Annotated in this window: 11 protein-coding genes; 2 read left to right on the top strand and 9 right to left on the bottom strand. The window is 43.2% G+C overall.

The genetic code is table 11. The features are described from left to right. Positions 1-74: 74 nt before the first annotated feature. From pdeM to DC487_RS10395, 7 genes are all read right to left on the bottom strand, one after another. Entirely contained in the window at positions 75-734 is a 660-nt protein-coding gene (gene pdeM / locus DC487_RS10365) for a ligase-associated DNA damage response endonuclease PdeM (protein ID WP_116775901.1), read from the bottom strand. After that, positions 731-3,199, bottom strand: a complete 2,469-nt coding sequence (locus DC487_RS10370) for a ligase-associated DNA damage response DEXH box helicase (protein WP_207774367.1) — start codon at positions 3,197-3,199, stop codon at positions 731-733. The genes pdeM and DC487_RS10370 overlap by 4 nt, the downstream gene beginning before the upstream one ends. A gap of 4 nt (positions 3,200-3,203) precedes the next feature. Continuing rightward, positions 3,204-4,793 (bottom strand): ATP-dependent DNA ligase, encoded by a 1,590-nt coding sequence (locus DC487_RS10375; RefSeq protein WP_116775902.1) that lies wholly within the window; start codon positions 4,791-4,793, stop codon positions 3,204-3,206. Beyond that, positions 4,790-5,803, bottom strand: coding sequence for a ligase-associated DNA damage response exonuclease (locus DC487_RS10380; protein ID WP_116775903.1), 1,014 nt, complete (start codon positions 5,801-5,803; stop codon positions 4,790-4,792). The genes DC487_RS10375 and DC487_RS10380 overlap by 4 nt, the downstream gene beginning before the upstream one ends. A 59-nt stretch (positions 5,804-5,862) precedes the next feature. After that, positions 5,863-6,483 (bottom strand): response regulator, encoded by a 621-nt coding sequence (locus tag DC487_RS10385; protein WP_116775904.1) that lies wholly within the window; start codon positions 6,481-6,483, stop codon positions 5,863-5,865. Next, entirely contained in the window at positions 6,476-8,386 is a 1,911-nt protein-coding gene (locus tag DC487_RS10390; protein WP_165799071.1) for a tetratricopeptide repeat-containing sensor histidine kinase, read from the bottom strand. Before DC487_RS10390 ends, DC487_RS10385 begins: the two co-directional genes overlap by 8 nt. Positions 8,387-8,518: 132 nt before the next feature. After that, a complete protein-coding gene (locus DC487_RS10395; RefSeq protein WP_116775906.1) occupies positions 8,519-9,499 on the bottom strand; it encodes a TolB-like translocation protein in 981 nt (326 codons plus the stop codon). A gap of 102 nt (positions 9,500-9,601) precedes the next feature. On the opposite strand from DC487_RS10395, the gene DC487_RS10400 reads away from it, so the two are divergent. Together DC487_RS10400 and DC487_RS10405 are read left to right on the top strand one after the other, a co-directional pair. Continuing rightward, complete coding sequence (locus DC487_RS10400; protein WP_116776058.1) at positions 9,602-10,087, top strand: regulatory protein RecX; 486 nt, start codon at positions 9,602-9,604, stop codon at positions 10,085-10,087. 148 nt (positions 10,088-10,235) lie between these two features. Further along, positions 10,236-10,946 (top strand): DsbA family oxidoreductase, encoded by a 711-nt coding sequence (locus DC487_RS10405; RefSeq protein ID WP_116775907.1) that lies wholly within the window; start codon positions 10,236-10,238, stop codon positions 10,944-10,946. A 53-nt stretch (positions 10,947-10,999) separates the two neighbouring features. On the opposite strand, the gene DC487_RS10410 is transcribed toward DC487_RS10405, so the two are convergent. Together DC487_RS10410 and DC487_RS10415 are read right to left on the bottom strand one after the other, a co-directional pair. After that, positions 11,000-11,389, bottom strand: a complete 390-nt coding sequence (locus DC487_RS10410) for a hypothetical protein (protein WP_116775908.1) — start codon at positions 11,387-11,389, stop codon at positions 11,000-11,002. Between the two features lie 192 nt (positions 11,390-11,581). Continuing rightward, positions 11,582-12,025: a ferritin-like domain-containing protein gene (locus DC487_RS10415; RefSeq protein WP_116775909.1), complete on the bottom strand. Its 444-nt coding sequence runs from the start codon at positions 12,023-12,025 to the stop codon at positions 11,582-11,584. Between the last annotated feature and the right edge of the window lie 224 nt (positions 12,026-12,249).

Here is a 12,249-nt window from a genome sequence, read left to right on the forward strand (position 1 = left end):
ATAAAGGGTAAGGTGCTCAAAACGATCAAAAGAATCGACAGAACAAGTAATGGGATAAACATCGTATAATTAAATTAACAACTCACAGCAAATAAACCATCTTCGTAGATGGCATAACAATATGCCCCTTCGGGCACACAACTGGTATCTAATCCGCTAAAAAGACTGAATGCAGGTAATATCAATTGCGTCTCCGACACGACAAAACATGGAAAGCGCATGGTACTTTTGCGACCAACAGCAACATGAATACCTGGGTGTAAATGACCACTGATATTATGCATACCAGCAGAGAACTGCCGATCGCCATGCGTAAAATGAATATTTCCGATCGCATATCCATCCGCTAAAATGCGTATTCCCAATTCTTCGAATTTTCGATCCGAAAGACGATCATGATTTCCTTTTACTAATAAGAATTCACACGTATCGTTTTCTTGAATAATATCTTTTAATAGCGCGACCTCCGAGTTCATGCCAGCATGCAGCAAATCGCCAGTGATCAATACTTTATGGGGTTGATAATGATTAATCAGTTTTTGTAAGCGTTCCATATCACGTGTGGCCACTTGTTGTGGCAACGCAATACCAGATTTACGAAAATGTGCCGCCTTGCCCACGTGCAGATCCGAAAGGATAATGGTGTTTTCGGCAGGCCAATACAGAGCGCGCTGATTCGTCAGCACCAACGTTTCTCCTGCAAAATCAATCTCTTGTTCTTGTATGTTCTTCATCGCCTCTTTCCGGGTCGACTTCCACTCTCCTGCATCCGACGAATTCGTGTCGCCAAATCTTCGCTAGAAAGTGATTGCCGCATACTATCCACTTTGATCGGAAAACTGAGCGGCGTAAACCCAGTGGCAAATCTAAAGATAATCTTGCTGTTATTTATACGTTTGAACGCGCTTTGTAACCGCGGTTCTTCCAACTGCTGATTGAACACTTCGGTGTAAGCCTGCCGAAGCAGTAGATTCTGTGGATCATGATCTTCTAATACCTGAAAAATAATACCTGAAGAGGATTGTAGCGACTTATTATTTTTCTGTGCACCCGGAAAAGTCTGCACCACCATGCCAGCAATTACGGCAATATCCCGAAACTTGCGCTTGGCCATTTCCGTCGAGTTAATGCTGTATAATACATCCTCCATCAAATTTTCCGCACTTAATATCGATTGCAGTTGATCCTCACTCAGCTTGATCTCCGTATCGGAGAATAACTCAAAACCGTAATCATTCATGGCCATCGAAAAGCTGATTGGCGAAAATCGGCTAATGCGATACGCCATCAAAGCCGCCATCACTTCGTGAATCAACCGACCTTCGAAAGGATACATAAATAAGTGATAGCCTTCTTTGGTGACAATCAATTCGACCAAGAATTCGTCTTCGGCCGGAATATGGGAGAAACTTTGCTGTCGTGCAAAAAGTGGATGCAGGAAGCGTAATTCTTGTTCTTTGGCAGATGGGTGCACTGAACGTGCTAATTTTTGTCGTAAGAAATGACTTAGATTGGAACTTAAAGGCAATCGACCGCCCAGCCAGCTCGGCGTAATGGCTTTGCCGGAGGACAATCGTACGTAAGTAGTCATTTCTTTGATGCGGACTAATTCTAATACACGGCCAGCCAAAATGAATTTATCACCCGCTTTCAATTTTGAAATGAAATATTCCTCAATCATGCCTACATAACCGCCGGAAGTGAATCGTACACGCATCATCGCCTCGCTGACAATCACGCCCAGATTCATACGGTGCAGCATCGCAATGCGCCGTTTGGGCACCACCATCAATCCGTCATCATTCTCCACAACCTTATGAAACTCTTCGTAGTTCGCACCGATTTGTCCACCGCGCGTGATGAAAAACAGACACCACGACCACTCTTCTTCCGTGAGGTACGAGAAGGCATGTGTATCTTTCATAGTAGCCATCATTTCTGCTGGACGAAATCCGCCGCCCAAGGCAATCGTCACTAAGAATTGTACCAACACATCAAAGGTTTGCACCATCGGATCGCGCGATTCGATGGTATTATTCTTCACCGCTTCTTTCAAAGCCGCGACTTCGATCAATTCCAAGGAATGCGTAGGCACCACATATATTTTCGAAACCTCAAAAGGCGAATGACCACTCCGACCAGCGCGCTGCATAAATCGCGCTACGCCCTTGCTCGAGCCAATTTGTATCACGGTATCTACGGGTTTGAAATCTACCCCCAAATCCAACGACGACGTTGAAACCACCGCCTTCAATTTCCCTTCGCTCAATGCATCTTCAATCCATTCGCGAATCGCGCCATCGATGGAGCCGTGGTGCAATGCTATTTGCCCGGCGAAATCAGGATACGCTTCCAAAAGCAACTGATACCACATCTCACTTTGACCACGCGTATTAGTAAATAAGATGGTCGACTTGCTGGCCAGAATGATGGGCACGACTTGCTCTACGAGCTTACTGCCCATATGCCCAGCCCAGGGTAGCACTTCGACTTCCTCGGGATAAACGGGTTGAATATCGATTTTTTTCTTTTCGGTCGCTACAATTTTAACTCCTTTCAGTGGCGCAGGAATCAGTACTTCCAGCGCTTGATCTAGATTGCCAATGGTAGCCGTAATCCCCCAAATTCGAAGTTTTCCATAATGATGGCGCAAATAGGCAAGCGCTAATTCTATCATCACACCTCGTTTCGTACCGAGCAATTCATGCCACTCATCGATGGCCACACAGCGCAATGATTTAAAAAACTTGTCTCTCGCTTTTTGTGCCAGCAGCAAATGCAAACTTTCTGGCGTGACGAGCAATATATCGGGCATTTGCTTGCTTTGCTGCTGTTTGCGCTTCACATCGGTATCGCCATTTCGCACATCCACCACCCAATCCAGACCAATCTCATTGATGGCTTCTTGCATGGCGCGCGCCAGATCTTTGGCCAAACTGCGAATCGGCGTCACCCAAATCAACTTTAATCCAACTCGGTATTTTTCAGGCTGATTCATAAAATCTTGCAGCACGGCTAGAAATACCGAAAAAGTCTTCCCAAAACCGGTTGGGGCGACTACCATACCGCTTTTTCCACTGGCATACGCCGCCCAGGTTTTATCCTGAAAACTGAATGGTTGGTTTCCCTTTTCGGCCATCCAACGCGTGATAATCGCGTAGCCATCGGTCTGGCTACTTTTCTTGATGGATATACTCATGCGATTAGGTGCTGGCAGGGATTAGCTTTTTGACTTCTTCGATATCGTCAATGTCGGCCACGGTCTTATCTTTGCGCCAGCGCAAAATTCGTGGAAAACGTAGCGCTACACCCGATTTGTGACGATTACTCAGGGCGATTCCTTCGAAAGCAATCTCAAAAACTAATTCGGGTTTTACCGTGCGTACCGGACCAAATTTTTCAGTCGCATTGCGGTTCACAAATCGGCTGACTTCTTGTATTTCTTTATCCGTCAAACCCGAATATGCCTTTGCAATGGTGACCAATTCGTCGTCGCGGCGCACGGCAAAAGTGTAATCCGTATAATAAGCACTTCGCCGTCCACTACCCTTCTGTGCATAAATCAACACGGCATCAATAGTTAGCGGATCCACTTTCCATTTCCACCAATCGCCTTTTTTGCGACCGCTATGATAAGGGGAGGCCAAATGCTTGAGCATCAACCCTTCACTATTGCGCGAACGCGCATCTTCTCGAATCGTAGGAAGATCTTCCCAACCGCGACTGGCGATTACTTCCGATAATCGTAAGGAAGTTTCGGGATTTTGTGCTACTAATTTTTCTAATTGTGCTCGTCTTTCAGACAATGGCCGAGCGCGCCAATCTTCCCCATCGTATTCTAGCAAATCGTACAGGAATACGGATACGGGCACATCGGAAAGCATTTTTTTGGAGATGACTTTTCTATTGAGCCGTTTCTGCAATTCACTAAACGGAAGTACTTGCTCTTCTCGAACAGCTAGAATCTCCCCATCAATCACGAAATTCCCATTCCACTCAGCAAGCGCTTCAGCAATTTCGGGAAATTGCTCGGTGACGAGCTCCTCACCTCTGGACCAGATAAAGACTTCACCATCGCGTTTGATAAACTGCCCACGGATGCCATCCCACTTATATTCTGCTTGCCAGTCCGAGCGATAGCCCAAATCAGGTAATTCTTTTTCTAATGCGTAAGCGAGGCAGAAAGGATATGGTTTCGATAATTCTGTATCACTATAATGACCTTTGACCAAAAGATCAAATACGACTTCTTCCCTATTCCAATGCCCCATAATGCTATGCGCGACGGCACTTTCTTCCATTTCATAAAAACGCGCTAAGGCGTTAATGAGCGTTTTGGAAGATACCCCAATCCGGAAGCTTCCGCCCAACAGCTTATTGAAAATGAAACGTTCTTGCGCGGGCAAGGTATCCCAGGCTTGCAATACAAAGGCTTTCTTTTCGCTTTCGGATTGATCTTTCAACAGTAAAATATCCGTCATCCATTCCGACAGGGTACGCTCCACGGTTTGCGTGGGAGGCGGCAATACCAACGCAATGGTTTCACCAAGATCGCCCACGGCCGAGTACGATTCTAAAAATAGCCATTCGGGAATTTGTGTGACTTCCATCGCCCATAGCTTCAACAAAGTGGTAGTCAAAGGGCGTTTAGGACGCTTACCCGTAAACAACGCTAAAAACCACAACTTATCTTTTTCCTCGCCATCCCGCAAGAATTGCTGAATAGCATCCAATTTGGCGGTCGTCTTGTTGGTACTATCTAAAGCAAATATTAAGTCTGCAAATGCTCTCATGACTGCGCCTCCTTCTTTTCCGGACTTTCCTCCTCTTCCTCTTGTCCATATTCGGTAGGCACCACATCAGCTGCGATGCCGATTTCATTGAGATATTTCGCAAACACCGCTGTCTGTCCGTGCGTCACATGCACTTGTTCGGCGCCAGTGGCTTTTACGGCTTCGATCAATCCTTCCCAATCCGCATGATCACTAATTGCAAAACCCGCGTCGGCGCTGCGCCATCTTCTAGCACCGCGTACTTGCATCCATCCGGAACAGATGGCGTGCGCCATATATGGTATTTTCTTGATGACTTTAGATTCTAATAACGAGGGCGGCACGATCACAATTCCCTGATCCAAATGTTTGACATCTTCCCGCAAATCAACAATTTCATATTTCGGGAGTTCCACACCGATCTGTTCGAAAGCCCGATTCAATTTTCCAATGGAATAATGCACAAATAATGGTCCAGCATCTTTCAGCGCTTGCATGATGCGCTGTGCCTTTCCCAAGGAATATCCGACAAATACCGAGGTCTTTTGCTGTTCTTGATTGTGCTGTACCCATTGCTGCAACTGCTCATTCTGCGTCGCAACGGGTTGCCAACGATAAATCGGCAAGCCGAAAGTACTTTCGGTCACGAATTCATGGCATTTAACCGATTCAAATGGTGTAGAAAGACCGTCTTCCTGAATTTTATAATCGCCCGAAACCACCGAAACTTTGCCTTTATATTCTAATCGGATCTGAGCCGATCCAATGATATGCCCTGCGGGATGTAAGGAAATCTTGACACCATTCCGCGAAATCGTTTCATGGTATCCAATACCTTGCACCGAAATATCAGGACTTATTCTGCTTTGTAAAATGGGAACAGTAAAGTGATGACATAGGTAATTTTTCATGCCCCATTTGGCATGATCCGCATGGCCATGCGTGATAATGGCATAATCTACCGGCTTCCACGGATCGATATAAAATTGGCCTGGCTCGCAATAGATTCCTTTATCGGTAAATGTCAACATAGTACAAGAAGCAACATGCTATGGCTGCGTTTTGTTTGCTTCCCTAGCACGGCAGCTGCTTATATAAATTTCATCTCGGTAGCCCGATGGATGAGCGATGCGACATTGTTGACTTTGAACTTTTGCAAAAGATTGCGACGGTGACTTTCGACGGTGAGCGGACTGATGAACATATTCTCCGCAATATTGCCGGTGGTCAATCCTTGTGCCAGCAATAAAAGGATTTCCTGCTCGCGCCGCGTCACGATCGGCACGGTATGATCGGCTTGCTTAAGCATTTCCTGCATTTCTTGTGCAATGACCTTTTCACCTCGGCAAACGGCTTGAATGGCATCAATCAATTCTTCCGCAGACACATTTTTCAATAAATATCCAGCCGCGCCATGTTGCAGCATACGTGTTGCGACGCTGGCTTCGTTGAGATTGCTGATCGCAATAACCTGTATATCGGGATGTTGTTTTTGTAAGATTTGTATCGCTTCGAATCCATCCATATTAGGCATATTGATGTCTAATAACACCACATCTACATCTGCGGTTTCTAAATAAGCGATGGCTTCGCCGGCATCTTCAAATGAACGACTTAACTGTATTTCCATCGCGCCGGCCAAGATGTATTCGAATCCGCGCAAGACTAAAGGATGATCGTCTACTACGATAACTTGAATGTTTTCAGACATGTGTATGGAATGTTATGTGAATAGAAACACCTTGATCTGGTGCGGTATCAATGTCCATTTCACCGTTTAGCATATCTACTCGGTTTTGAATATTTTGTAATCCAATTCCTTTGGATCTGACTTTTGATTTGTCAAATCCGCGGCCATTATCTTCAACGGATAAGTAGAATTGTCCATCATCTTCGCTGCATTGCAATAAAACATGCGAAGCCTGACTATGACGTACCGTGTTTGTCAAGAGTTCTTGTGCGATGCGGTATACGCCAGTTAGGAATCGTTGGTCGTAATTGTCTGACAAATTGGAGGCCGTAAAATCTACTTTTAGCGCGGCATGTTGCATGCTTCGGCACAAATCACTGAGCGCTGCTTCCAATCCCATCGTGCGCAAAGATTCAGGCATCATATTCCGCGCTACACGTCGTACCTCGTCTACCGAATAATCGACCTGATGGATTAATTCCTGCAAAGGATCGTCTTGTTTTTTATAGGCTGTTTTCTCATTTGCTGCTGCTTGTGCCACTATGGCAGAAAGCTTGAGCTTGATCCCTGCTAAGATACCGCCTAATCCGTCGTGCAGATCTCGTGCAATACGACTACGTTCCTGCTCTTCACCATGTGCCATTGCATTAAAGATCTGCAGCTTTTCCTGCTGGGCATTTAGCTGCTTGCGATTACGCATGCTGCTGTATCCGATAAAGACAAACATCACCAACAAGATCAGACAAAATAGTAAACTAACGATCCATCCACGTGTGCGAATTAGGGTAATTTGCTGTGCTTGATTTTTTTCTTGTGTGAGCAACAGTTCTCGTTCTTTCTCTGCTGTTTGGTACTTCTTTTCCAATTCCAAGATGCGCGTTTCATTCGCATCTATCGACATAGTGTCTACCACAGCGGCGTACTTTTTGTACCAAGCTGCAGATGCTTCGTACTGCTGCAAATCACTTTCAATCGTGGCCAGATTGTAATAGATCCGCTGTTTGTTTCGCAAAATGGCGGTGCTCTCTACATATGGTAGTACCTGCATCAGTGCTTGTTTGGCTTCTGGCAATTTGCCAGCATCTCGAAAAGCTTCATACTGATCAAACAAGACTGTTGCAGCTAGCGATTCGCTTTTCAGTGCACGCGCTGAAGCCAAACCTTTATCAAATTGAGCAAAAGCTTTACCATATTGTCCTTTTCTCTTCCAATAACTACCATAAACGGTGTAATACATTGGTCCGTAGGTCGAATGCGGAATTAATTGCAACGTTTTGGCAGCTTGTTGCAATAATACTTCGGCTTGATCTAGATGAGATTGAAAAATGGCGTTGCGTGCCGCATTGACATAAGCCGTCAAGCGATGTTCATCAAGAGCTGAATCGTGACGTAGTAGATCAATCGCTCGCTTATAATAGCGATCTGCTTGCTTGTAATCCTGCATATTCATCAAGGCCATGGCAACATTTTGGTAATTGCTACCTAATAATGTCGTATCACGAATGGCTGTCGCCATTGGAATCACGCGATGAATCAGCGCTTCAACGTATTCTCGAGCACGTCCTTCCCGTTGCAATAACGCACCATAGCTAGACCACAAGCGGATACGGTAGCGAGTTGCTCGTTCATTATTGACCTTATTCAAGTTTTTTTCTGCGGCCATATACAGCTGTTTGGCCTTGTCTGAGTCGGCATCAAAATAAGCAGACGCTTTATAGAAGTCTATCACTCCTAATTGGAAGGCTTGATCTTTGTCTTTCGGAAGCAATTTTTGCGCCTGATCGATATACAAAAATGCTTGTGCCGTATCGTAATCGCCCCAAAAAAAACTAAGATCTAACAGCGCAAATGCTTTCTCTTCGTTATCTGGAAGTACCTTAATTTTTTGGTAAATGCTGTCACCGTATTGCTTGATATCGGACATAGACTGGGCTAATGCCGAATAGCGCAAAAGCATACATACAAGAAAAAGGATATGCCAAAGGCAGATGCGCATAGGATAAAATGTGATGGACAAGTAGTTAAGTTACGCAATTCGATTAACAATCCATGGGTTTTAACGCCAAATCACCTGTCCGCCAGCAGACTCTATTTTATCATTGCGCCAAATCACTGGAATCACACCAGGCGAATTCGCTGCTACCGGATCTACATTGTACACCTTGCCATCATTTGGGATGATTTTTAAATCCCACACAAAACCAAATGGACCTGTTTGTCTGTAGTTTGAACCGACCAAAATATGCTTTCCATCTGGCGAGAACATGCCTTTTGCTTCCTTGAAATTACTTTCTGTAATTTTCACAGGCTCAGAACCATTCATATCCATGGTATGTAAATGATTCCCAATACGCACCAAAAGCTGTGTTCCGGCAGGATTAACGTCCAGATCTCCCCAGTCATCATAGGTCATCTCTTTTACCAATTGACCAGATGTATACGGTGGATCTAATCGGATAATGTAATTTTTGTGCGTAATTAACAAGCTGTTGCCAGGTAGCCAAAGTCGCGTCGCATTAAAATCAAATGGTTCGCCGTTGATATCTAGTAAACGGGTTACAAATTCACCATTTCGGCGCACGATGGTCAGACCATCTTCTTCGTCATTGGACGTAATCAGGATATGACTTTTGTCGTGCGACAAATATCCTTTACAATACGCATTCAATCCGGGACTATTGTATACGAAGTTTTCTAGGACGGTGTTATCAGACATCTTGCTAAGCGTAAAACGAATCGGATAAACACCTAAAGTACTTTCATTCATCACTGTCAGCCTTTCTTGACCATCGCGTGAAACATCAAAGCTGTTGAGATCGCTATTGTCTGGAATAAATGCCCCACCAGAACCAGCTGGCATGGCAAACCGCATAATGCCATCGCTCGCCCAATCATAATAAATGGTGCCGGAAAGACCATCTAATCCAGCACCGTTGTCGCCACCTCCAATGTTATCATCTTTTGAACAACTTGCAAGAATAAGTGATGTCAAAAGGATTACGCCGTAGTATGTTATGGATGCAAAGTATGTTTTCATAAGTAATAGTTTTTAAGTGTGCTATCGGAAGTTAAATTTCGGACTACAGATGTTGCGCAGCAATCCCTAGAAACCAGTATTTTTGTAGCAAAGCGATTCGCAATGGCAGAAACTGAACGTCCGAAAAAAATATATACCCCAATGCAAGCCCGCGCTAAGGCGGAGCACTACTGCGCTTTTCAAGAGCGCGCGCAGCAAGAAGTACGTGACAAGTTGTACAGCTGGGGTTTGCATATGCAGGATGTAGAAGCGACTATAAGCCAGCTGATCGAAGACAATTTCTTGAATGAAGAGCGGTTCGCACGTGCGTATGCACGGGGCAAATTTAAAATGAAAGGTTGGGGCAAAATAAAGATCAAACAGGGTTTAAAACTGAAACAAATATCTGATCCTTTGATCCGGATAGCGATGACCGAGATCGATGCTAGCGACTATTTTACCACATTAGAATCTCTAATCAGCAAAAAGGATCTCCTTATTCGGGAGGAGAATGACTTTAAAAGAAAACACAAACTGTTTCAATATGCACTCGGTCGTGGTTACGAGTCTAACCTGATTGCTGAAGTATTGGAAAGTAATAATTATTGAATCTTGATCATTATATTACGTTAATTCATGTTTCCTGCTCGTTTATATTTTACATACAGCTTATATATACCTCACTCATGGTTGTTATCTTTGATTGTATGGTTATGCTAGATGAAAGTTTTGTAGCCATTTATAAAATAGGAGAAGTATGAAAGTAGAAATATGGAGTGATGTCATGTGTCCCTTTTGTTATATCGGTAAGCGCAGTTTTGATTCCGCTTTAGCACAATTTGAACATCAAGATCAGTTAGAAATTGTCTGGAAAAGCTTCCAGTTGGACCCCAACCTACCTGACGTGCCTGTGGAAGATCAAGTAGATTACCTACAAAAGCGTAAAGGTATGCCCCGTGAACAGATTGAAGGTATGCTTCATCATGTGACCGATCATGCCAAGCGCGTAGGTCTAGACTTTCGTTTTGACCAATTAGTTATGGTCAACACATTTAAAGCGCATCGACTTATACAGCTTGCCAAAGAAAAGAATTTGGGACACGAAGCAGAAGAATTGCTGTTCAATGCGCACTTTGTCGAAGGTAAAAATGTGGCAGATGAAGCTACTCTAATTGATCTGGGAGAATACATTGGTCTTAATGTGGATGATATTAGAGCTGCTTTTTATGATGACAAATACAGCTATCAGATCAAGCAAGATATCCAAGAAGGTCAAAGTTTAGGTGTACGAGGAGTTCCATTTTTCGTTTTTGACCGTAAATACGCCATATCTGGTGCTCAAGCTACTGAACAGTTTACTCAGACCTTAGACAAATCATTTTCTGAATGGCAATCGGCTAATCCAACTCGCAGATTAGATGTTAGCGGTGGTGATAGTTGCGCTACAGATGGTTCGGGAGCATGCTAAAATAATCTTAAACGAATACCTTGATAGCAAAATATGATGATAAGACAGTGTAACTAGATAGTCTCTTGTGCAGTAAACTCTGCAAGTAGCGCAGCGCTATATTGTTGCCAAAGTAAAAATTTACTTTCTTTTTGCCGGATTTTAGAGTTTTCTAACTCATGTGTAATTAAGCTGTTAAAGTACAAATAGATTGATTCCAAGGAATTATCACCTTTATAACCTTCATCTGATAGCGTTCCCTGTAGATAAATTCGATAATATTTGACCGCAAACTCAATCGGATTTGATAAAGAAATATTCTTACCAATCAATTCACCATAATAGCTACATAAAGCATGTAAATATTCAGCAACAATGTCCGGCTGCTTTGCATTACTATATTCTGTATGATATTCGATCTTTACTAAGTTGAGCGTATCTCCCACTCTCTTATTCAATTTCATAATAACTTAGTTATTAGTTTTCTCATTACAAATATATCATAATAATAAACATATTTTCACTTAAATGTGATTTAATTTGAAACTTTTTACATTTGCTTTTTTAGCATATACGAAAAACACCTGCCTAATAGTTTTCAGTATGCAGGTGTTTCTGATTTTTTTATATTATACACTCACTGTGAAGCCTTTACACTAATGCGCTAAGTCACGAAGGGATTTGATGGTATCGTGTCCTTCCTTGATTTCTTGCGCTTGGACGGTTAAGATTTCTCTTAGATCACCTGTAATTTCCACATCTTCCAACGCCTTTCTGTAGGCTGCCTTGATAGCATCTTCACCACGTTCGGCCTCATCAAGAATACTTTTACGATCTCCAGATGTAAATATCGACTTGATATCAATCCATGCGCGGTGCAATGTGCCAGCAACACTTTTATCCGTATCGACGTCTTCACCCAACCTACCTACCTCAGCGCTCAGTTCTTGGGCAAACTTTCTACTCTGATCGGCATATTTAGAGAAAACCTGTTTCAGATCAATGTTTTCCTCTTTAATATCGTCATTTGCTTTATGAAAACCCGCTACTCGATCGTTGTTAATTTCGATTAAATCTTGTAAAATGCTAATTCTTCCCATGATTTTATGTTTTTTTAAGGACGGTAATTATTAACCGACGCTAAGAAAACAGCAGTAAAGTGCAATAGTTTTTATGAAACTTAACATGAGACGATGTTTAACAATTATTTAAGATTTAGAACTTAAACACAGAGAAATTCAGTGTAAATCAGGTATGTAAACCGTATTTACACCAACTTTATGAAGTAAGTATACAGACTGTTGCAAAAAAACACTTAGTTAGT

The sequence above is a fragment of the Sphingobacterium corticibacter genome, assembly GCF_003076635.1.
GTDB lineage: Bacteria > Bacteroidota > Bacteroidia > Sphingobacteriales > Sphingobacteriaceae > Sphingobacterium > Sphingobacterium corticibacter.

What these genes read in the sequence shown, in the direction of transcription:
- pdeM (WP_116775901.1), bottom strand. Translation starts at nt 734, where the DNA reads ATGAAGAACATACAAGAACAAGAGATTGATTTTGCAGGAGAAACGTTG.
- DC487_RS10370 (WP_207774367.1), bottom strand. Translation starts at nt 3,199, where the DNA reads ATGAGTATATCCATCAAGAAAAGTAGCCAGACCGATGGCTACGCGATT.
- DC487_RS10375 (WP_116775902.1), bottom strand. Translation starts at nt 4,793, where the DNA reads ATGAGAGCATTTGCAGACTTAATATTTGCTTTAGATAGTACCAACAAG.
- DC487_RS10380 (WP_116775903.1), bottom strand. Translation starts at nt 5,803, where the DNA reads ATGTTGACATTTACCGATAAAGGAATCTATTGCGAGCCAGGCCAATTT.
- DC487_RS10385 (WP_116775904.1), bottom strand. Translation starts at nt 6,483, where the DNA reads ATGTCTGAAAACATTCAAGTTATCGTAGTAGACGATCATCCTTTAGTC.
- DC487_RS10390 (WP_165799071.1), bottom strand. Translation starts at nt 8,386, where the DNA reads ATGTCCGATATCAAGCAATACGGTGACAGCATTTACCAAAAAATTAAG.
- DC487_RS10395 (WP_116775906.1), bottom strand. Translation starts at nt 9,499, where the DNA reads ATGAAAACATACTTTGCATCCATAACATACTACGGCGTAATCCTTTTG.
- DC487_RS10400 (WP_116776058.1), top strand. Translation starts at nt 9,602, where the DNA reads ATGGCAGAAACTGAACGTCCGAAAAAAATATATACCCCAATGCAAGCC.
- DC487_RS10405 (WP_116775907.1), top strand. Translation starts at nt 10,236, where the DNA reads ATGAAAGTAGAAATATGGAGTGATGTCATGTGTCCCTTTTGTTATATC.
- DC487_RS10410 (WP_116775908.1), bottom strand. Translation starts at nt 11,389, where the DNA reads ATGAAATTGAATAAGAGAGTGGGAGATACGCTCAACTTAGTAAAGATC.
- DC487_RS10415 (WP_116775909.1), bottom strand. Translation starts at nt 12,025, where the DNA reads ATGGGAAGAATTAGCATTTTACAAGATTTAATCGAAATTAACAACGAT.